This window comes from Magnetospira sp. QH-2 (assembly GCF_000968135.1).
Classification (GTDB): domain Bacteria; phylum Pseudomonadota; class Alphaproteobacteria; order Rhodospirillales; family Magnetospiraceae; genus Magnetospira.
Window position 1 is genome coordinate 1,986,267 of sequence record NZ_FO538765.1, and the last position, 23,318, is coordinate 2,009,584.

General features: G+C 59.5%; 19 protein-coding genes and 1 tRNA gene. 2 read left to right on the forward strand and 18 right to left on the reverse strand.

Translation table 11 applies throughout. The annotated features are described in order from the left end of the window. Nucleotides 1-7 precede the first annotated feature (7 nt). The 18 genes from MGMAQ_RS09420 to MGMAQ_RS09505 form a co-directional block, all read right to left on the reverse strand. Complete coding sequence (locus MGMAQ_RS09420; protein ID WP_162484823.1) at nt 8-1,663, reverse strand: ribonuclease J; 1,656 nt, start codon at nt 1,661-1,663, stop codon at nt 8-10. A gap of 10 nt (nt 1,664-1,673) precedes the next feature. Beyond that, nucleotides 1,674-2,453, reverse strand: coding sequence for a type III pantothenate kinase (locus MGMAQ_RS09425; protein ID WP_046021345.1), 780 nt, complete (start codon nt 2,451-2,453; stop codon nt 1,674-1,676). A 26-nt stretch (nt 2,454-2,479) separates the two neighbouring features. Continuing rightward, nucleotides 2,480-3,178 (reverse strand): biotin--[acetyl-CoA-carboxylase] ligase, encoded by a 699-nt coding sequence (locus MGMAQ_RS09430; RefSeq protein WP_052716280.1) that lies wholly within the window; start codon nt 3,176-3,178, stop codon nt 2,480-2,482. Between the two features lie 51 nt (nt 3,179-3,229). Beyond that, a complete protein-coding gene (gene nuoN, locus MGMAQ_RS09435; protein ID WP_046021347.1) occupies nt 3,230-4,708 on the reverse strand; it encodes an NADH-quinone oxidoreductase subunit NuoN in 1,479 nt (492 codons plus the stop codon). A 15-nt stretch (nt 4,709-4,723) separates the two neighbouring features. After that, a complete protein-coding gene (locus tag MGMAQ_RS09440) occupies nt 4,724-6,244 on the reverse strand; it encodes an NADH-quinone oxidoreductase subunit M (RefSeq protein ID WP_046021348.1) in 1,521 nt (506 codons plus the stop codon). An 8-nt stretch (nt 6,245-6,252) separates the two neighbouring features. After that, complete coding sequence (gene nuoL / locus MGMAQ_RS09445) at nt 6,253-8,208, reverse strand: NADH-quinone oxidoreductase subunit L (RefSeq protein ID WP_046021349.1); 1,956 nt, start codon at nt 8,206-8,208, stop codon at nt 6,253-6,255. A 6-nt stretch (nt 8,209-8,214) separates the two neighbouring features. Beyond that, nucleotides 8,215-8,523, reverse strand: coding sequence for an NADH-quinone oxidoreductase subunit NuoK (nuoK, locus tag MGMAQ_RS09450; RefSeq protein ID WP_046021350.1), 309 nt, complete (start codon nt 8,521-8,523; stop codon nt 8,215-8,217). A gap of 1 nt (nt 8,524) precedes the next feature. Beyond that, nucleotides 8,525-9,130 (reverse strand): NADH-quinone oxidoreductase subunit J, encoded by a 606-nt coding sequence (locus MGMAQ_RS09455; RefSeq protein WP_046021351.1) that lies wholly within the window; start codon nt 9,128-9,130, stop codon nt 8,525-8,527. Between the two features lie 40 nt (nt 9,131-9,170). Then, nucleotides 9,171-9,659, reverse strand: coding sequence for an NADH-quinone oxidoreductase subunit NuoI (gene nuoI / locus MGMAQ_RS09460; protein WP_046021352.1), 489 nt, complete (start codon nt 9,657-9,659; stop codon nt 9,171-9,173). 9 nt (nt 9,660-9,668) lie between these two features. Further along, entirely contained in the window at nt 9,669-10,697 is a 1,029-nt protein-coding gene (gene nuoH, locus MGMAQ_RS09465; protein ID WP_148560911.1) for an NADH-quinone oxidoreductase subunit NuoH, read from the reverse strand. Continuing rightward, nucleotides 10,690-12,753, reverse strand: a complete 2,064-nt coding sequence (nuoG, locus tag MGMAQ_RS09470) for an NADH-quinone oxidoreductase subunit NuoG (RefSeq protein ID WP_046021353.1) — start codon at nt 12,751-12,753, stop codon at nt 10,690-10,692. Before nuoG ends, nuoH begins: the two co-directional genes overlap by 8 nt. Before the next feature lie 39 nt (nt 12,754-12,792). Next, the gene (gene nuoF, locus MGMAQ_RS09475; protein WP_046021354.1) at nt 12,793-14,067 is read right to left on the reverse strand and encodes an NADH-quinone oxidoreductase subunit NuoF; all 1,275 of its coding nucleotides are present in this window, start codon (nt 14,065-14,067) and stop codon (nt 12,793-12,795) included. Then, nucleotides 14,067-14,690, reverse strand: coding sequence for an NADH-quinone oxidoreductase subunit NuoE (gene nuoE, locus MGMAQ_RS09480; RefSeq protein WP_173427172.1), 624 nt, complete (start codon nt 14,688-14,690; stop codon nt 14,067-14,069). The genes nuoF and nuoE overlap by 1 nt, the downstream gene beginning before the upstream one ends. Next, nucleotides 14,687-15,865 (reverse strand): NADH-quinone oxidoreductase subunit D, encoded by a 1,179-nt coding sequence (locus MGMAQ_RS09485; protein WP_046021355.1) that lies wholly within the window; start codon nt 15,863-15,865, stop codon nt 14,687-14,689. The genes nuoE and MGMAQ_RS09485 overlap by 4 nt, the downstream gene beginning before the upstream one ends. Further along, the gene (locus MGMAQ_RS09490; RefSeq protein WP_371258399.1) at nt 15,865-16,509 is read right to left on the reverse strand and encodes an NADH-quinone oxidoreductase subunit C; all 645 of its coding nucleotides are present in this window, start codon (nt 16,507-16,509) and stop codon (nt 15,865-15,867) included. Before MGMAQ_RS09490 ends, MGMAQ_RS09485 begins: the two co-directional genes overlap by 1 nt. Nucleotides 16,510-16,553: 44 nt before the next feature. Then, nucleotides 16,554-17,108, reverse strand: coding sequence for an NADH-quinone oxidoreductase subunit B family protein (locus MGMAQ_RS09495; RefSeq protein ID WP_046021357.1), 555 nt, complete (start codon nt 17,106-17,108; stop codon nt 16,554-16,556). Further along, on the reverse strand, nt 17,099-17,464 hold the full coding sequence (locus MGMAQ_RS09500) for an NADH-quinone oxidoreductase subunit A (protein ID WP_046021358.1): 366 nt from the start codon (nt 17,462-17,464) through the stop codon (nt 17,099-17,101). Before MGMAQ_RS09500 ends, MGMAQ_RS09495 begins: the two co-directional genes overlap by 10 nt. Nucleotides 17,465-17,548: 84 nt before the next feature. Then, a tRNA-Asp gene (locus MGMAQ_RS09505) sits at nt 17,549-17,625 on the reverse strand. A gap of 203 nt (nt 17,626-17,828) precedes the next feature. Here MGMAQ_RS09505 and MGMAQ_RS21295 point away from each other — a divergent pair. Together MGMAQ_RS21295 and treS are read left to right on the forward strand one after the other, a co-directional pair. Continuing rightward, a complete protein-coding gene (locus tag MGMAQ_RS21295) occupies nt 17,829-19,901 on the forward strand; it encodes a helix-turn-helix domain-containing protein (RefSeq protein ID WP_046021359.1) in 2,073 nt (690 codons plus the stop codon). A gap of 100 nt (nt 19,902-20,001) precedes the next feature. Continuing rightward, nucleotides 20,002-23,292: a maltose alpha-D-glucosyltransferase gene (treS, locus tag MGMAQ_RS09515; protein WP_046021360.1), complete on the forward strand. Its 3,291-nt coding sequence runs from the start codon at nt 20,002-20,004 to the stop codon at nt 23,290-23,292. Nucleotides 23,293-23,318 lie beyond the last annotated feature (26 nt).

Below are 23,318 nucleotides of genomic sequence, written 5' to 3' on the forward strand. Positions count from 1 at the left end.
TACAGCGCTAAATCCGCACCAGGTGCACCTGCATGGTCGGTTTCTTGCCGATGGCGTTGCGGAACACCCGTCGCACCGCCACCTTCACCGCGTCGCCGACCTCGTCGTCGTTTTTCAGGCAAGAGCGCGGCACCTCGTTGACGGCTCCGGCGGCAGCGGCACAGGCTTCTTCTAACAAATCACGCTCACCGGCCTCGATCAGGCCCTGCACCGACACCTGGGGCTCGGCGGCCAAATGGCCCTTGGCATCCAGCACCACGGTGACCAGGGCCGAGCCGTTGAAGATCACCCGGTTGCGGCCTTTGATGACATCGCCGTCGAAGGCTATGGCCCGCTGGCCATCCAATCCCCATCGGCCCACCGGCACCTCGTCGACGATGGCCGGGCCGTTAGGGGCCAGACGCACCATGTTGCCGTTTTCCGCCACCAGGGATTCCGGAACACCACAATCCAGCGCCCATTGGGCCTGTTCGCGGAGATGGATGGACTCCCCATGCATGGGCACCAAAATATCCGGACGCAGCAGGTCGTATAGCTTTTTCAGCTCTCCCCGGGCCGGATGACCGGACACATGCACATGGGCATCGCGCCAGGTCAGCACCTTCATGCCGTGGCGCACCAAGGCATTTTGGATGCGCTGCACCGACAGCTCATTGCCGGGAATGATCCGGGAAGAGAAAATCACCAGTGCGCCGCGCTTCAGCTTCACATCTCGATGCGCATCGTTGGAGATGCGCGATAAAGCACCGCGCGGCTCCCCCTGACAACCGGTGCAGATGTAGAGCAGCTTGTCCTCGGGGATGTAACCGGCTTCCTTTTCGCCGATGAAACCAGGCACACCGTCCAACAGGCCGTGGCTGCGGGCAATGCCGGACATCTTGTGCAGGGATCGGCCCACCAGGCAGACATCGCGCCCCGTCGCCTCGGCGGCGGCACAAATGGTGCGCAACCGGGCCACATTGGTGGCGAAACAGGTAACGGCCACCTGCCCTTCGGCCTCGCCAATGATGCGGGTCAGGTCCTTAAGCAAGTCCGCTTCGGATTCCCCATCGCCTTCGGTCAGCACATTGGTGGAATCCGCCACCAAAGCGGTCACGCCCATATCCCCGAAGGACTTCAGGGTTTTCTCATCCGCCGGTTCACCAATCACCGGGTTGGGGTCGAACTTGAAATCACCGCTATGGGCAATGCGGCCATGGGGCGTATCGATCATCAGCAGGTTAGGCTCGGGGATGGAATGGGTCATGGTGACATATTGCAGCTTGAACGGCCCAACCTCGAAGGCGCCCGACAACGGGATTTCGGTCAGCGGCACCTTGTTCTTCAGCCCCGCTTCGGACAGTTTGGTCTTTAAGACCGATGCGGCGAAAGGTGTTGCATAGACCGGGCATTGCAGCCGCTTCCAAAGGTGATGCACGGCGCCCAAATGGTCCTCGTGGGCATGGGTCAGCACCAGGCCGACCAGCCGGTGCCTTCGCTCCTCGATCCAGGCGATTTCCGGCAGGATCACATCCACGCCGGGCACGGTGCCGTTGCCAAAGGTAATGCCGCAATCAACCATCAGCCATTCCGGGTCCTCTTCCGGGCCCAGGCCATAGAGATAGACATTCATGCCGATTTCGCCAGCGCCGCCCAATGGCAGCCAGTACACACCGTCGCCCACGTGAGTCTCCTTATGAGGTCTTGTTATTGCGCGCGTGCAAAATGAGTAAGCCGCGCATGGTCAGGTCGGCGTCGACGCCGTCGATACAGTCGGTAGCCTCGGTAAACAGATCGGCCAAGCCGCCGGTGGCGATCACTCGCATGGGTGCCCCGAACTCGCCTCGAATGCGATCCACCATGCCTTCGATCATGCTCACATAGCCCCAGAATATCCCGGATTTCATGGCTTCCACCGTGCCCTTGCCGATGACCTGACCCGGACGGCTAATAGCCACCCGGGGCAATTGCGCCGCCGCCATGTGCAAGGCTTCCAGGGACAGATTGATTCCCGGCGCGATGACACCGCCGAGATAACTGCCCTGTCCGTCCACCACATCAAAGGTCGTGGCGGTACCGAAATCGATGATGATCTGTGGCTCCGCATGGGCGTCAAAGGCAGCGACGGCGTTAATCAGCCGATCGGCGCCCACTTCTTCCGGGCGATCCACCAGCACCTTGATGCCCAGATCCACGTTCGCGTCGCCGATCACCATGGCCTGGCTATTGAAATAGTTTCGACACAAGCTGCAAAGATTGAACAGGTTGGCGGGCACCACGGATCCAATGACCGCCGCATCGATTTCTTTCGGATCCAGATTCTTCAAGGCCATCAACTGGGTCAGCCATACCCCGTATTCATCGGCGGTACGATCGGCATCGGTGGCGCAGCGCCATTCACCCCGTTCCACATGATCATCGTCATAGATGGCAAAGACGGTATTGGTATTGCCGGAATCAATGGCAAGCAGCATGGGTCGGTTTCCGTTTGATGAATAAGCTAGTCAAAGAACACATCCCCGGCGCTTATATGGCGCCGCACCATGCCGGTGTCCAGCACCAATGCGCCGGTGTCGTCCATATCAACGAAGCGACCACGCAGGGAATCGTGAGCCAACCGCACCGTAATCGGTTCCCCCAGCCCATGGGCCCGCCCCAGCCAATCGGAGCGTATCGCGACAAATCCTGTCTGTTGCCAGGCCGCGAACCGCTTCTCCAACGAGCCACATACCGCCGCCAGAGCCTCATCCACCGTCACGCCCGTGACGCCTTGGTCCGCGAGGCTGGTCACCGGGTATTCCGTCTGGCCCGGCGCCATGACGATATTGATGCCGAATCCGGCCACCAGCCAATCAATGACGCCACCGCTGGTGCTAGCACTTTCCAAAAGGATGCCGCAGATCTTCTTACCATCGACCATGAGGTCGTTGGGCCATTTGCAGGTGGCATTGGCCGCCCCGCCGCTGAGCTGAAACAAGGCATCGGCAATGGCCAGGGCCAACACGAAGCTGAGTTGAGCCGCCTCACCCGCCGAACAGTCGGGTCGCAAAACCACCGAAGCATGGAGATTGCCCGGAGCCGAAACCCACGCGCGGCCCCGGCGCCCCCGACCGGCGGTCTGATCCCGGGCCTGGATGACGGTGAAATGCGGTGCTCCGGTCTCGGCCCGGCGCCGGGCTTCTTCGTTGGTACTATCCACCCGATCCAGGAATACCGGGTGGAACGCCGGGGGAAAAAGAGGGCTGATGGGTCAGGACCCGAATAGAACAGCCGCCGCTTGCGCCGCGCTTCCCAGGAGCGGCGCCGGGTAGAGGATGAAGAACAGCACCACGAAGCCGGATACGGCCATGACAGCGCCCATTTCCACACCGATGGGCCTGTCGAAGGATTCCGCCGGTTCGTCAAAGTACATGATCTTGACGATCCGTACGTAATAGAAGGCCCCCACCACGCTGGCCAGCACGCCGATCACGGCAAGGCCATAGAGCTGAGCATCAATGGCCGCCATGAACACATAGAACTTGCCAAAGAACCCGGCCAGGGGCGGAATGCCCGCCAAGGAAAACATGAACAAAGCGATGGCCAAAGCCATCATCGGCTGCCGCTTGCCGAGCCCCGCCAGATCATCAATGCTCTCCACCATGCGCTCGTTGCGGCGCATGCAAAGAATGGCGGTAAAGGCGCCGGCATTCATGAACAGGTAGATAGCCATATAGACCAGCACGCCTTTGACCCCCGCCTGGGTCCCGGCGGCCAAACCGACCAGGGCATAGCCCATGTGCCCGATGGAGCTATAAGCCATCAGCCGCTTGATATTGCGTTGTCCGATGGCGGCAAAGGCGCCAAGCAGCATGGAAGCAATGGCGACGAACACCACGATCTGCTGCCACTGAGCCACCAACTCACCGAACGGCCCGGTCATGACCCGCAGGATCAGACCCAGCGCCGCCACTTTGGGAGCTACGGCGAAGAAAGCGGTGACCGGTGTCGGCGCTCCCTCGTAGACGTCAGGCGTCCACATGTGGAACGGCACGGCGGAGATCTTGAAAGCCAGGCCGGACAGGATGAACACCAGACCAATCACCGCGCCGGTGGCGGGTCCATGGTCTCCGGCATGACCGAAGGCATGGGCCAACCCGGCAAAGCTGGTGGTGCCGGTGAAGCCGTAAACAAGCGAAATACCGTAAAGCAACAGGCCGGAAGCCAAAGCCCCCAAGACGAAGTACTTCAGTCCCGCTTCCGTGGAGCGCAGATTGTCACGGCTGAATGCGGCCAGGATATACAGAGCCAGACTTTGCAGTTCCAGACCCATGTACAAAGACATCATGTCCGACGCCGAGACCATCATCATCATGCCCAGGGCGGCCAAAAGCACCAGAACCGGAAACTCGAAGCGCTCGATATTCTGGGCCTTCAGATATCCCCGCGAGACGATCACCGTTACCGCCGTGGCAATCAAGATCAGGGTTTTGAGGAACGCGGCAAACAGGTCACCGATGAACAGGCCATGCATGGCCAAGTCCCCATGGCTGCCATAGACCCAGACCAGCAACCCGGCCAGCAGACAGACCACCACGGCCAGGTGGGATATCAGATCAACGGTCTTGGGCCGATCAACGGATGTGTCTTTCTGAAAGACGCCGAACATCAGCAAAGCCATGGCGGCACAGGCCATAAACAGTTCAGGCAGAACCGGGATGAGGTTGAAGGCGGTGCTCGTGGTATGCATCTCTGGCATCGCTCCTTACTGTCCGAGCCCGGCCATCATGCCGGTGGTATGGGCCTGCGCGGTCTGTACCTGGGTCAGCAGGTTCTCCACCGAGGCATGCATGGGGTCGAGGAAAGTGCTGGGATAGATCCCCATCCACAAGACCAGGGCAATCATCGGCGCGAAAATCAGGATCTCGCGCGGGCTCAGGTCAAGGATTTCCTTCAGATGCTCTTTTTCCAGTTTCCCGAAGATCACCCGACGGTAGAGATACAGCATATAAGCGGCGCCGAGCACCACGCCGGTGGTGACAAAAGCCGCGACAATGGTATCCACCTGGAAAAGGCCCATCAGTACCAGAAATTCGCCGACGAACCCACCGGTCCCCGGTAGACCGACCGAGGCCAGCATGAAGACCATGAACACGAGGGAATAAAGCGGCATACGATGCACCAATCCGCCATAGACCTTGATCTCACGGCTATGGACGCGGTCATAGATCACGCCGACGATGAGGAACAAGGCGGCCGAAACCACGCCGTGGCTCAGCATCTGGTAGATGGCGCCTTCGACCCCCTGGGCGGTCATGGAGAAAGTCCCCGCCGTCACAAATGCCATATGGGCGATGGAGGAATAAGCAATCAGCTTCTTCATGTCCTCCTGCACCAGGGCAACCAGCGAGGTATAGATCACCGCGATAATGCTGAGGCCATAGATGAAGGGGGTGAACTCGACGCTGGCTTCGGGGAACATGGGCAGCGAGAAGCGCAGGAACCCATAGCCGCCGAACTTCAGCAGCACACCGGCCAGGATCACCGAGCCCGCCGTCGGCGCTTCCACATGCGCATCGGGCAGCCAGGTATGCACCGGCCACATGGGCACTTTCACCGCGAAGGACGCGAAGAAGGCCAGCCACAGCCAGGTCTGCATGGAAACCGGGAAATCATGGGCCATCAGTGTCGGGATGTCGGTGGTTCCCGCTTCGCTATACATGGCCAGCAGCGCCAGCAACATCAGCACCGAACCAAGCAGCGTATAGAGGAAGAACTTAAAGGCCGCATAGACCCGGCGCGGCCCCCCCCAAACGCCGATGATCAGGAACATGGGCAGCAACACCGCTTCGAAGAAGATGTAGAAGACCACGATATCCAGGGCGCAGAAGGTGCCGACCATCATGGTTTCCAACACCAAGAAGGCGATCATGTATTCCTTGACCCGCTCTTTGATGCTTTCCCAACTGGCCAGGATGCAGATGGGGGTCAAGGCCGTGGATAGCAGCACGAAGAACAGGGAAATGCCATCGACACCCATGTGATAGGAGATCCCGGCCCCTTCCATCCACATGACTTTTTCTTCGAACTGGAAGGCCGCCGTTCCATTGTCAAAGTTCAACCAGATGAACAGCGACATCACGAAGGTGATGCTGGTGGTCCAAAGGGCCACGCGGCGGGCATTGCGGGCCTCGACCTCGGCGCTCTTGTCTCGGATGAACGGAATCAGGAACACACCCACCAGGGGCAGGAACGTGACGATGGACAGAATGGGTATGTGTTGCATCGGTCAGCTCACCCCAGAGTAAACAAGTACCAGGTCACCAGTCCGGCGACACCGATCAGCATAGAAAAGGCGTAGTGGTAGACAAATCCGGTCTGCATGGAGGTGGCCCGGCGGACCCAACGCAAGACCCCCGACGCGATCCCATCGGGGCCGCATCCGTCGATCACAGCGCCATCGCCCCCTTTCCAGAAACCGCGACCCAGCTTGAAGGCAGGACGGACAAACAGGAAATCATAGAGCTCGTCGAACCACCACTTGTTCAGCAAAAGGTCGTAGACGGAGCGGAAGTTGGTCACCAACCAGCCCGGCATGCTACTCATGGGCCCATAGAACAAGAAGCCCAGGCCCAGACCGCTCACGCCCATGACCAACGGCAGCAGCTTCACCCAGCCCGGCGCGTGATGGGCATTTTCCAAAGCCTGGTGGTGTTCGGCCACATAGATGGCATTGCCCCAGAAGGCCGCCGCGTCATGACCGACGAAGTACTCATACCCCATATACCCGGCCCCAATGGCCCCGGCGGCCAGCACCAGCAACGGCAGGATCATCACCTTGGGGCTCTCATGCACATGCGCCATGGTGGTTTCATCGGCCCGCGGCTTGCCGTGGAAGGTCATCATCAACAGGCGCATGGAATAGAAAGCCGTCATGAAGGCTGCGGCCACACCGAGCCAAAAGGCCAGGTTGCCGACCGAGGAATGGGCCCCCCAGGCGCTTTCCAGGATCATGTCCTTGGAGAAGAACCCGGCAAACGGCGGCACGCCGGCCAGGGCCAAGGAACCAATCCACATGAGGATGTAGGTCATCGGCACCATCTTCCAGATGCCCCCCATGCGGCGCATGTCCTGTTCATCGGACATGGCATGGATCACCGACCCGGCGCCCAGGAACAGCAAGGCTTTGAACGAAGCATGGGTCATCAGGTGGAAGATGCCCGCCGAATAAGCCGAAACGCCGCAGGCAAAGAACATATAGCCGAGCTGCGAACAGGTGGAATAGGCAATCACCCGCTTGATGTCGTTCTGCACCAGCCCCACCGTGGCGGCGAAGAAAGCGGTGAAGGCGCCCACATAGGTCACCACCATCAAGGCGGTTTCGGAGAATTCGAACATGGGCGACAAACGAGCGACCATGAACACTCCGGCGGTCACCATTGTCGCGGCATGGATCAGGGCGGAAACCGGTGTCGGGCCCTCCATGGCGTCCGGCAGCCAGGTATGCAGGCCCAGCTGCGCCGACTTGCCCATGGCGCCGACAAACAGCAGTAGACAGAGCGCGGTCAGGGCATGCACTTCCATGCCGAAGACCTCGAGCATGGTGTCGGCCTTACCCGGCACGGCGGCGAAGATCGCGTCCAGGCTGATGGTGTCAAACAGCAAGAAGGTGCCGAAAATCCCCAGGGCGAAGCCGAAATCACCCACCCGGTTCACCAGGAAGGCCTTGATGGCCGCCGCATTGGCCGAGGGCTTGTCGTACCAGAAACCGATCAGCAGGTAGGAGGCCACGCCGACGCCTTCCCAACCGAAGAACATCTGCAGCAGGTTGTCGGCGGTCACCAGCATCAACATGCAGAAGGTGAAGAACGACAGATAGGCCATGAACCGGGGCACGTCCGGATCATGGTGCATGTAGCCGATGGAATAGATATGCACCATGGCCGACACCGTGGTCACCACGATCAGCATGACGGCGGTCAAGGTATCCACCTTCAGCGCCCAGGACACATCCATAGAGCCCGACTGGATCCAGCGGAACAGCTCGATGGTCACCGGGTTGCCGCCCAGGGCCACATCGATGAAGGCGAAGATGGATAGGATCCAGGAAATCACCAACGAACCGCTGGTCACCCACTGGGCATTGCGGTCGATCCGGTGCTTGTGCTCCTTGTCCTTTGGCGTGACAAACGCCAAAATTCCGGCAATCAGGAAGGCCAAGAACGGCAGAAAGACGATGGCTGCGTACATCTGGGCCTACCCCTTCATCACGTTAACGTCCTCAACCGCGATGGAACCACGGTTGCGGAAATAGACCACCAGGATGGCCAAGCCGATGGCCGCCTCGGCGGCGGCAACGGTCAGGATGAACATGGCGAAGATCTGCCCCACCAGGTCCTGCAGGTGCACCGAAAAGGCCACCATGTTGATGTTCACCGCCAACAGCATCAATTCCACCGACATCAGGATGACGATGACATTTTTGCGGTTGAGGAAGATGCCGAACACCCCAATGGTGAACAACATGGCCGACAGTGTCAGGTAATGGCCCAGGCCGATTTCCATGTCAGATCCCCCCCCCTGTCGGTACTTTGCGAAGTTCCACGTCCTTGCCGCGCGCCACCTGGTCGGCGACCTTTTGCTTGCGCACGCCCGGGCGCTTGCGGTGGGTCAGCACGATGGCCCCGATCATGGCGACGAACAACACCATGCCGGCGGCTTGGAACAGATAGATGTAGTCGGTGTAAAGGACGTTGCCGATGGCTTCGGTATTGCTGACCACGGCCATGTCGGGCGTCGGAGACAGCCCCTTGCCGATCAGGTCCGGATCCAGGTGCAGACCGCCCAGGACCGCGATCAACTCGATCATCAAGATCAGACCGATGGCGCCGCCAATGGGCAGATAACGCAGGAATCCGGCTCGCATTTCGGCGAAATTCACGTCCAGCATCATGACCACGAACAGGAACAACACCGCCACGGCGCCCACATAGACGATGATCAGGATCATGGCGATGAATTCAGCACCCAGCAGCAAGAACAGGGCCGCGGAATTGAAAAACGCCAAAATCAGGAACAGCACCGCGTGCACCGGATTGCGCGAGGATATCACCATCACGGCGGAAAATACCGTGAGTGCGGCGAACAGGTAGAAAGCCAAGGCTGCGATCATATCGTTCCGTTCTCCCCCTTGCGGGTCCCCTTGTCCGTAATCATCGATACGGTGCGTCGGCCCGGATTCGGGCTGCTAATTCCGTTTCCCACCGATCCCCATTGGCGAGCAATTTGTCCTTGTTATAGAACAGCTCTTCGCGGGTCTCGGTGGCATATTCAAAGTTCGGTCCTTCGACAATGGCATCCACCGGACAGGCTTCCTGGCAGAAACCGCAGTAGATGCACTTGGTCATGTCGATATCGTAGCGGCTGGTGCGGCGGCTTCCGTCATCGCGCGGTTCGGCCTCGATGGTAATGGCCAAGGCGGGACAGATGGCCTCGCACAGCTTGCAGGCGATGCAACGCTCTTCACCGCCAGGATAGCGGCGCAGGGCATGCTCGCCCCGGAATCGCGGGCTTAGCGGCCCCTTTTCCATGGGATAGTTGAGAGTCACGCAGGGCTTGAACATGTAGCTGAAGGTCAGGGCCATGCCCTTGACCAATTCGGCCAACAGGAAAGCGCGTGCGGTACGATCGATGAAACCCATATCTCTCTCCTACGCTCCCGGAACCATGTCGAAGGCCACCAGCACCCCGGCCACGATCACCACGGCAGCCAGCGAGACCGGTAGAAAGATCTTCCACCCCAGGCGCATCAGCTGATCGTAGCGATAGCGCGGGAACGTCGCCCGGATCCACAGGAAGAAGAACAACACGAAGCAGATCTTGAGCGCGAACCAGATCGGTCCCGGCACCCAGGTAAAGGGCGCGAAATCGAATGGCGGCAACCAGCCTCCCATGAACAGGATGACCGTCATACCCGACATCAAAATCATGTTGGCGTACTCACCCAGGAAAAACAGGGCGAAGGTCATGGCCGAATAATCCACGTTGAACCCGGCGACCAATTCCGCTTCCGCTTCCGGCAGATCGAATGGATGGCGGTTGGTCTCGGCAACGGTCGAGATGAAGAAGATCACGAACATGGGAAACAGCGGCAGGAAATACCAATTCAGGAAGCCCATGCTCCCCTTCTGGGCCATCACGATATCGGTCAGGTTCAACGACCCGACGCAGAGCAACACCGTGATGATCACGAAACCCATGGAAACTTCATAGGACACCATCTGCGCCGCCGAGCGCAGTCCGCCCAGGAAGGCATAGCGCGAATTGGACGCCCAACCGGCCATCAAAATACCGTACACGCCAAGAGACGAAATGGCGAACAGGTACAAAATGCCCACATTAATGTTGGCCAGCACCATGTCTTCGCCAAACGGAATCACCGCCCAGGCAATCAGCGACAGAATGAAGGTAATCATCGGCGCGGCGATAAACACCATCGGGCTGGCGCTGGATGGTACAACGGTTTCCTTGAGAAACAGCTTCAAGCCGTCGGCCATGGGCTGCAACAAGCCGAAGGGGCCGACCACATTGGGGCCCTTGCGTCGATGCATGGCGCCGATAACCTTGCGCTCGGCATAGGTCAGATAGGCCACGGCGATCAGCACGGGCACCACAATGGCCACGATCTTGATGATGATCCAGAGCGTCGGCCAGATAAATTCCATGAAGAAGTCAACCATTGGTGCCGGTCCTCTCCAGGTTCGCCGAGCCGAATACTTCCGAGCAGCGGGCCATGGTCTCGGAGGCTCGGCTGATCGGGTCGGTTCGATAGTAATCGTCCACCGGTGAAACCAGTGGCGCTGAGGCGATATCTCCAGCGGTACCGAAAGCCCCCCATTCAGCCGCGCTCACCGCGTCGATGGCACCGGTGGTCGGATGGTCGGCGATCATCGCTTTGCGCAAGGCGGGCAAATCATCAAAGGGCAACGCTTTGTCCAAGGCGCCGGACAATGCCCGCAAGATGGCCCAATCCTCTTTCGCTTCACCTGGCGGGAAGACCGCCCGGCGGGCCCGCTGGGCACGCCCCTCGGTATTGACATAAGTGCCTTCTTTTTCAGTATAGGCGGCACCTGGCAGGATCACGTCGGCGCGGGCGGCTCCGGCATCGCCATGATGGCCCTGATAGACCACAAAGGCCTTGCCCAGGCGAGACATGTCGATCTCGTCGGCGCCATGCAGGAACACCACCTCGATATCGCCTTTTTTGGCGCCATCAAGGATCGCACCGATATCACGACCGCCGTCACCCGGCAGGAAACCCAGATCCAGAGCCCCGACCCGTCCACCGGCGGTATGCAGCACGTTGAAGCCGTTCCAACCGTCCTTGATCATGCCCATCTTATCGGCCAGATCCCTGGCCGCCGCGAGAATGGCCGCCCCATCGGGACGCGCCAGGGCGCCCATGCCGAGAACGATCATCGGCTTTTCGGCATCCTTGAGGATCTTGCCGAAGGGATTGCGGCCGCTCAATTTGCTCAACAAGGAAGCGTCGCTGCCCAGATATTCGGTCTTGTAGGTCAGATCGGTTTCCTCGCCGATCACGCCGACCGACAGGCCCCCGGCCATATAGCGCTTGCGGATGCGAGCATTGAGGACCGCCGCCTCGCGGCGCGGGTTGGTCCCGACCAGCAAAATGGCGTCTGCCTCTTCGATCCCGGCGATGGTGCTGTTGAATAGATATCCGGCGCGGATTGAGGTGTCCAAAGCGGCGCCATCTTGGCGACAATCCATGTTTGGCGACCTCAGAGCGGCCATCAAGCCCTTGAGCGCATAGGTGCTTTCGCAATCCACCAGATCTCCGGCAATGGCGGCGATCTTGGATCCGTCCAGACCGGAAACCTTATCCGCCACGGCGGCCAAGGCGTCATCCCAGGATGCCGGGGCCAGCTTGCCATCGGCACCGCGCACATAAGGCCGGTCCAGGCGGCGCTTGGTCAGACCGTCACAAGCATGACGGTTCTTGTCCCCTAACCATTCCTCATTTATGTCGTCGTTATTGCGCGGCAGCACGCGCAGCACTTCCGGTCCACGCGCATCGACCCGGATATTGCTGCCCACGGCATCCAGCACATCGACCGTCTCGGTGCGGCGCAGTTCCCAAGGCCGGGCGGTAAAGGCATAGGGCCGCGAGGTCAAAGCGCCCACCGGGCACAGGTCAACCACATTGCCGGACAGTTCGGAACTCAGGGCCTTTTCCACATAGGTGGAGATTTCCATATGTTCGCCGCGACCAATGCCGCCCATGTCCGGGACTCCGGCCACTTCGGTAATGAAGCGCACACAACGGGTACAATGGATGCAGCGGGTCATGACACCTTTGACCAGCGGACCAAAATCCTTGTTGGGGACGGCGCGCTTGACTTCGGCGTAACGGCTGCGGTCACAGCCATAGGACATGGCTTGGTCCTGGAGATCGCATTCACCCCCCTGATCGCAGATCGGGCAATCCAGCGGATGATTAATCAGCAGGAACTCCATCACCCCCTGGCGCATCTTCTGGACCGCCTCGGTGTTGGTCTTGATCACCATGCCTTCGCCGACCGGCATGGCACAGGAAGCCACGGGCTTGGGCGCCCGCTCCATTTCCACCAGACACATGCGGCAGTTGCCGGCGATGGACAGCCGTTCGTGGTAGCAGAAGCGCGGAATCTCGATGCCGACCTGTTCACAGGCCTGGAGCACCGTCAATCCGGGCTCCACCTCGATTTCCATGCCGTCGATGGTTAGCTTCGGCATTGTTTGTCCTCTTCCCCCAACGATCTCGTTCCCACGTCCTTAGGCCGCGGCCCCGGTGTTTTCCTTGATGCGCCGTTCCAGCTCGGGCCGGAAATGGCGGATTAGCCCCTGGATCGGCCATGCAGCGGCGTCACCCAAGGCGCAAATGGTGTGACCCTCGACCTGGCGGGTCACCTCTTCCAACAAATCAATCTCGTCGATGGTCGCATTGCCTGTCTGCAAGCGTTCCATCACCCGCCACATCCAGCCGGTGCCTTCGCGGCAGGGCGTGCATTGGCCACAGCTTTCATGGCTGTAAAAGCGCGAAAGACGGGTAATGGCGCGAACGATGTCCGTGGACTTGTCCATGACGATCACCGCCGCCGTGCCCAAGCCCGATCCCACCTCGCGCAGACCGTCGAAGTCCATCAGCACCGTATCGCAAACCGATTTGGGGATCACCGGCACGGAACAGCCGCCGGGGATCACCGCCAACAGATTGTCCCAGCCGCCGCGAACGCCGCCGCAGTGCTTTTCGATCAAATCTTTCAGTGGGATGCTCATGGCATCCTCGACCACGCAGGGATTATTCACATGGCCCGAAATGCCATAGATTTTGGTTCCAGCGTTATTCTGGCGACCGATCCCGGCAAACCAATCGGCGCCGCGCTTGAGGATGGCGGGCACCACGGCGATGGATTCCACATTGTTCACCGTCGTCGGGCAGCCGTACAGGCCACAGTTGGCCGGGAATGGCGGCTTCAGACGGGGCTGCCCCTTCTTGCCTTCCAGGCTCTGAATCAGCGCGCTTTCCTCGCCACAGACATAGGCGCCCATGCCGCGGTGCACATAGAGGTCAAAGTCCCAGCCATGGATGTTGTTCTTGCCGATCAGCTTGGCCTCATAGGCCTCGTCGATGGCCGCCTGCAAGGCCTCTGCCTCGCGAACAAACTCGCCCCGAATGTAGATATATGACGCGTGTGCCCCAATGGCGAAACTGGAAATCAGCGCGCCCTCGACCAGCTTTTGCGGATCGTTGCGCATGATTTCCCGGTCCTTGCAGGTGCCCGGCTCGCCTTCGTCGGCATTGATCACCAGGAAATGCGGGCGTTCGCCGATTTCCTTCGGCATGAAGGACCATTTCATACCGGTGGAGAACCCGGCGCCGCCGCGTCCGCGCAGGCCCGATTCCTTGACCTGCTCGATCAACCACTCACGACCTTTTTCCAACAACGCCTTGGTGCCGTCCCAGTCGCCCCGGGATTGAGCGCCCTTGAGTCCCGCGTCATGGAAACCATAGAGGTTGGTGAAGATCCGATCCTTGTCCTTGAGCATCAGGACTTCCCTCCCTCGGTCAGGCCCTCGGTCAGGCTCGTCAGCCCCCCGGCGGGCTCGCAGCCCTTGCGGTCATTTTGCGGTCCGGTCTTGGGCGATTTCCCATTGGCCAGCGCATCAAGCACCTCCGCGGTGCTGGCTTCGTCCAGGTCCTCGTAATAGTCGTCGTTAATCTGCATCATCGGCGCGTTGGTGCAGGCGCCCAGGCATTCCACCTCAGCCAGGGTGAATTCCCCGTCGGCGGTGGTTTCGCCGGGCTCAACGCCGAGTTTCTTTTTGCAGGCATGCAAAACCTCGTCGGAGCCCTTGAGCAAGCAGGAAATATTGGTGCAAACCTGAACATGATGTTTCCCAACAGGTGCCCGGTTGTACATGGTGTAGAAGCTGGCGACCTCGTAAACCCGGATCGGCGCCAGCCCCACGATGCCGGCCACATGGTCCATGGCCGCGATAGGCAGCCAGTTGTCATGTTGGCGCTGGGCCAAATCCAGCAACGGCATCACCGCGCTGTATTCCCGGCCTTCCGGATACTTGGCGATGATCTCTTTGACCCTGGCCTGATTCTCCGCCGTGAACTCGAAGCTGTCCGGCTGCTGCACGTTCTCCATTCCTCCCGCGCTCATCGGTCGATCTCCCCGAACACGATATCCAAGGAGCCGATATTGGACACCGCGTCAGCCAACATGTGGCCCTTGGACAGGAAGTCCATGGCCTGCAAATGGGCAAACCCGGGCGCCCGGATCTTGCAGCGATAAGGCTTGTTGGAGCCATCGGCGACCAGATAAACGGCAAATTCCCCCTTCGGCGCCTCGACGGCCGTATAGGTTTCCCCGGCGGGTACCTGGAATCCCTCGGTGAACAGCTTGAAGTGATGGATCAATGCTTCCATGGAAGTCTTCATCTCGCCCCGGCTCGGCGGCGTGACCTTATGGTCATCGGCCAAGTGCGGTCCATCAGGCATATTTTCAATGCATTGCTTGATAATTTTAAGGCTTTCCCTGAGCTCCGCCATGCGAATCAGGTACCGGTCGAAACAGTCCCCGTGCTTGCCCACGGGAATGTCAAAATCCATCTCGGCATAGGCATCATAGGGTTGCGACTTGCGCAGATCCCACGGCACCCCCGAAGCGCGCAGGTTGGGACCGGTGAAGCCCCAATCAAAGCACTGTTCGGCATTGATCACGCCGATATCCACCGTGCGCTGTTTAAAGATCCGGTTTTCGTCCAGCAGGGTCTCGATGTCTTCGATGATCTTCGGGAACCGGTCGGCCCAGGCCACGATGTCCTCGGCCAAACCTTCCGGCATATCCTGGGCCACGCCGCCAATGCGGAAATAGTTCATATGCATGCGGGCGCCACTGACCCGCTCGCAGAATTCCATCAGGATTTCACGTTCTTCAACCCCCCACAGCATGGGGGTCATGCCGCCCACGTCCATGGCAAAGGCAGTCACGTTAAAGACGTGATTGAGCACGCGACCGATTTCGGCGTAAAGCACCCGAAGGTACTGCCCTTTCCGGGGAGCCTCGATACCCAGCAGCTTTTCCGCCGCCAGAACGAATGCATGCTCCTGATTCTGCGGCGCCACATAGTCCAGCCGATCAAAATAGGGGGTTGCCTGGGTATAGGTCTTGTACTCGATGAGCTTCTCGGTACCCCGGTGCAACAGGCCGATATGCGGATCGGCCCGGTCAATGATCTCGCCGTCCATTTCCAGAATCATGCGCAACACGCCGTGCGCCGCTGGATGCTGCGGGCCGAAGTTGAGATTGTAGTTCTTGATATGGGTCTCGGTCATCAGCCTCCGCCCTCCGTCTTCTCCGGTTGCTCGGCTTTTTCATCTCCGGGCAACGGCCCCGGCCCCTCCCATGGGCTCTGAAAATCGAATGAGCGGAATTCCTGGGTCAGTTTCACCGGTTCGTAAACCACGCGCTTCAGTTCGTCGTCGTAGCGCAATTCCACATAGCCTGTCAGCGGAAAGTCCTTGCGCAGGGCATGGCCTTCGAATCCGTAGTCGCACATGATCCGGCGCAAATCGGGGTGGCCGGCAAACAGGATCCCGTACAGATCGTAGGCCTCGCGCTCGAACCAATTGGCGGTACTGAATACCTCGACCACCGACGGGACCGGGGTCTCTTCGTCCGTATGGACTTTTACCCGCACACGGCGGTTATGGGTCAGGCTGAGCAGATTGTAGACCACCTCGAAGCGGTTTTCCCGATCCGGATAGTCAGCGCCACAGAGATCCACAAGCTGCTTGAATTGGCAGCCGCTATCATCGCGCAGGTAGGTCAGCACCTTGATAACGGCGTCGCGGCGGGCGGTGATCATGAGTTCACCCAAAGCGATGCGGCTATCGAGTACGTCCTGGGGCTGCGCCATTTCGACGCGGGCCTGAACTTCCTCGAGCCCTGCCAGGATTTCGTTGTCCACCGTCATGATCCCCCTCGTTTGCGGTACCGATATCCTTGAACCTCAGTGACACCCTAGCGCCACAGGGTCCCGGTGCGGTGAATCTTCTTCTGTAGCTGAAGGATGCCGTAGACCAGCGCTTCGGCGGTCGGCGGGCAGCCAGGCACATAAACATCGACCGGAACGACCCGGTCACAGCCCCGTACCACGGAATAGGAGTAGTGATAGTAGCCACCACCATTGGCGCAAGAGCCCATGGAAAGCACCCAGCGCGGCTCGGCCATCTGGTCATAGACCTTGCGGAAGGCCGGCGCCATCTTGTTGGTCAGGGTCCCGGCGACAATGATCAGATCCGATTGACGCGGGCTGGGACGCGGCACCACGCCGAAGCGGTCCAGGTCATAGCGCGAACAATAGGCGTGGATCATCTCCACCGCACAACAGGCCAGACCAAAGGTCATCGGCCACAAGGAACCGGTACGGGCCCAATTGACCACCTTGTCCAGATTGGCGACGACGAATCCCTTGTCGGTCAGTTCCTGAGTCACCCGGCCCAGGATCTCGTCTTGTTCGGCGCCCGGTGGAATCGGTGCCAGCCCGGGGAAATTTCCGTTACCGTCTACTCCCATTCGAGCGCTCCCTTCCGCCATTCATAGATAAAGCCGATGGTCAGGATGCCCAAGAACACCACCATCGACCAGAATCCGAAGACACCGACCGTACCCAGGCTGACCGCCCATGGAAACAAAAAGGCGACTTCCAGGTCGAAAATGATGAACAGAATGGCCACCAGATAGAATCGGACGTCGAACCGGGTTCGAGAATCGGAAAAGGCATCGAATCCGCATTCGTAAGCGGAGTTTTTTGCCACGTCCGGTTTCTGTCGCGATACGATATAGGATGCGCCGACCGCAATGAATGCGATGGCAATGGCAATGCCCAAAAAAATCAAAATGGGCAGGTATTCATGAAGCAGCGCTTCCATGGCAGCTGTCTCCTCGGCTCGCGCCCCTGATGTCACCGTTAAACCGATGATCTGAGCCTATCTTACCCGAGCGGGAAAGAAAGATGGCGGGAGTGACGGGACTCGAACCCGCGGCCTCTGGCGTGACAGGCCAGCGCTCTAACCAACTGAGCTACACCCCCACTGAGCTACACCCCTTAAAAACCTAGGCGTTGGCCCGCTTGGGATGCAGAGATGTAAAGCCTCCCCCCCCAGGTGTCAAGCGCTGTTGCCCACCCCATGGTCATATTCTCCCAAGAGACTTGCGAGGCCGTTGACCCGGGCCTTCAGGTATCGCAAACTACGCCGTCCAATTTGGACATTTCGCATACTCCGGGGCAGGACCATGGCGCTTTCGAAGATGGAATCTGATCGGTTGGCCAAGGTCTTGGCGCTGATTGACAGCGATCGGGATGGGGAAGCTTTATCGGCTTTGCACAAAGCCAGAATTCTTCTGTCCCGCTCCGGCCTGGCCATGAAAGACCTGTTGGACCCGCGTCATCTGGAAGCCCCGGACTCCAGCCCCTATGGTGGCGGCTATGCGGAGCGCCCGACGGTCGGTTTGGGGGCGGCGCAGGAAATCCAGCATCTGCAAACGGAAATTGAAGGGCTGCGCTCGGCATTGCAGAATCGCGATGCCGAAGTGGCCTCTCTCAACAAATTTCGCGATGAGTCCTTTACCGTTCTGGAAAATAAAAACGATAAGATCATTGCTCTCAAGCGCGACCTGCACGAGTTGCGCAAGAAATGCCTGGAAATGGGCAACGACCTGCCTGCCGAAATCAATCAGTTGCGGCGAGACCTTGCGGACGCCCTGAACAAGGCGGAAACGGTCGACGAAGACCGCGAACGGGCCTTGGACAAACTCTCACGGCGCGACAGCGAAATCGCTTCTCTTAAAATACGATTGGAGAAGTGGGAAAGCCGCCCCCCCTCTTCCATCAACGACGAGACCGCCGGAGAAACGGAAACCCGCGCCGCCATCGCCCGCCTGGACGCCGAAGCGGCGGGCCTGAGGCGTTTTCGCGATGAAGCCTTGCTGGCGCTCTCGCAACGGAGTGAACAGGTTGATGACCTGCGGCGGCGAATCACCAATCTGCAAAAGGCCATCGCCGTTCTACGCGGCAGCGAACCCACACAGACCGAAGACCTCCGGACGTCATTGGATCGCGCCGAATCCACATTGGAGCATACACAAACCAGCTTGCACCGCGCCCAGGAAGGTCTGCATCGCCATGCCCGGGAAACCGAGGATCTGCGCCAAAGAGTGAATACCTTGCGGCTGGCCATCAAGGACGATGCCGAAAACGATAAAATCATGGAAAGGCGTCTGCGCGAGGCCGTGCTGCGGTTGGATTCCGAGGCCGAGGCCCTGCGCCATCAGCGCGATGACCTAACGGCCCTCCTGTCGGCCGCCCCTCGGATGCAGAGCCCTGAAGAGGAAACCAGGCCGGAATCCACGCCATCAGGGAAATCCCAATCGAAAATTACTGATCTGGAAGCCAAGGCCGCGGATGCTCTGGCGGAACTGGCAACGCGCGAGGCCAAACTGGCGCAGGTAGAGGCCGACCTGGCCGACCTGCGGGCCGCCGCCGCGGACCGTCGCCGCAAGGATATCGCCAAGGCCGCCCAGGCCCAGGCCGAAGCCGCCCATGTGAAAACACTGCTTGCCGCGAAGGTCAAAGAGACGACGGCAGCCATCGAAGCCCAGGATAGCCTGCGAATCGACGTTGAACGGCTTAAAAAGGAAACCGCCGAGATCCACAACCTCCGAGCCTTGCTCGCCGCCCGACGCAAGAACGCGGGAACCGACAAACAGTCCCAGGCCAAGATCGAGCAACTGGAAAGCCAGCTGAGCGAACAGGCCAAGACAGAAGCTGAATTGGAAAGCCGCGTCGAGGTACTGACGTCCCAGCTTGCCGACCTGGAGCGGGATTTGACGGCCACCCGCGAAGACAACGAAGCCCTGAAAGCCGAATTGGATGCCATGGAGCAGGCTGCCGAATCGGTGTCGATCAGTGGTCAACAAGAAGCCACGATCCGCGCCGAGCTGGAAATGGAAATCCTGCAAAAAGTTGGCGCCGAAAGTGGACAGGGCGGCTCCTTTTTGGACAAAGCCCTGCAGGTACTGTCCGAAAAGAACGACGAAATCGTCCGCCTCAAGGGTGACCTGGAACAATACGAGAGTGGCGGGCGCCCGGCGGCTCCGGTCGCCCCCACGCGCGCCGGTTCGACTGCCGCACCGCAAACAGCCCCCGCCGTGCCGCGTACCAATGCGGAAAAACGCGCGGCCGTGCTGGAGTATTTGAAGGACCCGGAGCGTAGCGAACTCTCCGACCGGGAAATCGCCCGCCAAGTGGGAGTTTCGCCGCAAACGGTCTCCAATTGGCGCAAGCGCCTGTCAGAGGAAGAAAGTTAGTCGTCGCACCGGCGAATTTTATTCTTTTTTGACCGATTTGCCTTTCTAATGCGCGAAGCCCCTTGATAGGCTTTGGTTCCTCCAGCGATTGATCCCGCCCATGCAAGACAGCGACCCCCTCTGGTACAAAGACGCCATCATCTATCAACTGCACATCAAAGCCTATTTTGATTCCAATGATGACGGCATGGGCGACTTTGCCGGGCTATGCGAGAAACTGGACTATATTGCCGATTTGGGCGTGACGGCCATTTGGGTCCTGCCCTTCTATCCTTCGCCTCTGCGCGATGATGGCTATGACATCGCCGACTACAAGAACATCAATCCGGCCTATGGCAGCCTGCGCGACTTCAAACTGCTCGTGCGTGAGGCCCACAAACGGGATCTGAAGGTGATCACCGAGTTGGTCATCAATCACACCTCCGATCAACATCCCTGGTTCCAGCGCGCCCGCAAGGCCAAGCCCGGATCGGCGGCCCGCAACTACTATGTCTGGAGCGACGATCCGACCAAATACGATGGCACACGGATCATCTTTTGCGATACCGAACCATCCAATTGGACCTGGGACCCGGTCGCCGGGGCTTATTATTGGCACCGGTTCTTCCACCATCAGCCGGATCTGAACTTCGACAATCCGCGGGTATTGGAAGAAGTCATCAAGGTGATGAAACATTGGCTGGCCACCGGCGTGGACGGCTTGCGATTGGACGCCATTCCCTATTTGTGCGAGCGCGAGGGCACCAACAACGAGAACCTGCCCGAAACCCACGATATCTTGAAGAAATTGCGGACCTGGATGAACGAGAACTATCCCGACCGCATGTTTCTGGGCGAGGCCAATCAATGGCCGGAAGACGTGCTGCCCTACTTTGGCGACGGTGACGAATGCCATATGGCCTTTCACTTCCCTTTGATGCCGCGCATGTACATGGCGCTGGCTCAGGAAGACCGTCACCCGATCACCGATATCATGCGCCAGACCCCGGATATCCCCGATACCTGCCAGTGGGCCATTTTCTTGCGCAATCACGATGAACTGACCTTGGAAATGGTCAGTGACCGGGAACGGGATTACTTGTGGCAGTACTATGCCGCCGACACCCGCGCGCGCATCAACATGGGCATCCGCCGCCGCCTAGCCCCCCTCTTGGACAACGACCGGCGCAAGATCGAACTGCTCAACAGCCTGCTCATGTCCATGCCCGGCACGCCCATCATCTATTACGGCGACGAGATCGGCATGGGCGACAATATATTTCTGGGTGATCGCAACGGTGTGCGGACCCCCATGCAATGGTCTCCAGACCGCAACGCCGGTTTTTCCAAGTCCGATCCGCAATCCTTGTTTCTGCCACCGATCATGGACGCGGTCTATGGCTACGAAGGCGTCAACGTGGAGGCCCAAAGCCGCAGTGCCTCGTCCTTGCTCAATTGGATGAAGCGGCTGATTACCGTGCGCAAGGGCCATCAGGTATTCGGTCGCGGGCTGCTGACCTTCACCTACCCCGGCAATCGCAAGGTCCTGGCTTATTTGCGCGAATTCGAGGATGGCTCGGAGGTGATCCTCTGTGTGGCCAATCTGTCCCGCGCGCCACAGGCGGTGGAATTGGATCTGCGCCGGTTCGAGGGCCGAATTCCCATTGAACTGATCGGTCGCAGCCCCTTCCCGCCCATCGGCAACCTGCCCTATTTCATCACCCTTCCCGCCTACGGCTTTTATTGGTTTGTTTTGGCCGAGGAGACCGACGCACCGGCCTGGCACGAATTGCCGCAAGAAGTGATGCCCTTGTTGGACACCCTGGTCTGGTCCACCGGTTGGGGGGATCTTCTGACCCGGCGCGGCGGCCAGATTCTCACCGGCCATATCATGCCCAAATTCCTGCCCATGCAGCGGTGGTTCGCGGGCAAGGATCAAGGCGTCAAGGACTGCCGTCTGGTGGATCACGCCGACCTGATGGGCCAGGACGAAGACGGCTATCAAATCACCTTCTACGACGTGGAATCGGACGATGGCACGGTTTCGCGCTATCTGCTGCCCATGGCCATTGTTTGGGAACAGACTTCCGGCTCCGCCTTCCCGCTTGGATTGCAGGCCTATGGCTTTGCCCAGGTGCGGCGGTTCAACAAGATCGGCATGATCTATGATGCTTTGGGGGGAGACCGCTTCAATACCCGCTTGATGAGCGCCTTGCGCGCGGCGGAGGAAATCCCCACCCAGAACGGCGGACGCCTGGTTTTCCGCCCCACGGAGTTGTTGGCCGACTACCCGGAAAAAGAAGATCACTTTGTGCGCCGCCTGGGCCGAGAGCAAAGCAATACTTCCATCCGCATTGGCGAAGACATGATTTTCAAGGTCTTCCGGCGCATCGAATCAGGCGTGCACCCCGAGTTGGAAATGAACCGCTACCTCACCGAAGTCGCCCACTACAGCAACGTTCCCCCCATGCTCGGGTCCATGGAACTCATTGACGCCGATGGCCAGCCCGCCGCCCTTGGCATTTTGCAGGCCTTCATCCCCAATCAAGGGGACGGCTGGACAGTCACCCTGGAGCATCTGGAACGCTACCTGGAAGAACGTGCCTTGCTGCCGTTGGAAGAACAGGACGATACCTCGGTGATCGAGAGCTATCGGCGCTATCTTCTGCTTGCCGTCACCATGGGCCAGCGCATCGCCCAATTGCACCTGTCCCTGGCCCAGGAAACGGAAGCCCCCCATTTCAAACCCGAACCGGCGACCGACGCGGATCAGAAAAAATGGCTGGCCAAGATCCGCAAGCAGGCGGAAAAGGCCATGGCGGCGCTGATTCAGGCCAGACATCACGTGGATGAAGAGGTCTCGGCCCAAATCGACGATCTGCTGGCCCATTGGGACAAAGTGGTGGCGCCCATTGATCGGGGTTTCTCCGACAATCTCACCATGTCCAAGACCCGAATCCATGGCGATTTGCACCTGGGTCAATTAGTGGTCATCCATGAAGATATCCACATTCTCGACTTCGAAGGCGAACCGGCGCGGCCCCTGGCCGAACGGCGAGCCAAGAATACCCCCTTGCGCGACGTGGCAGGCATGATCCGTTCCTTCGACTATGCCGCTTGGACCGTGCGCTTCAATCTCGACGATCTGGCATTGGGCGGCACCCCGGAAAGCCAGGTGGCCTGGACCGACGAATGGCAGCGAGAATCGGTGGAAGCCTTCACGCTGGCCTATCAAGACACCATTGGCCGCTGCTGCTCGCTGCCCAAGAACCAGCGTCACTTCAAGCGCCTGCTCAACTTGTTTATTCTCGAAAAGGTGCTCTACGAAATCTGCTACGAGGCGTCGAACCGCCCTGACTGGCTGCGCATCCCGTTGCAGGGGCTGAGCAAGCTGATTTCAGGGCGGGATTGAGGAGCGATCAAACCGGCAGCAACCTG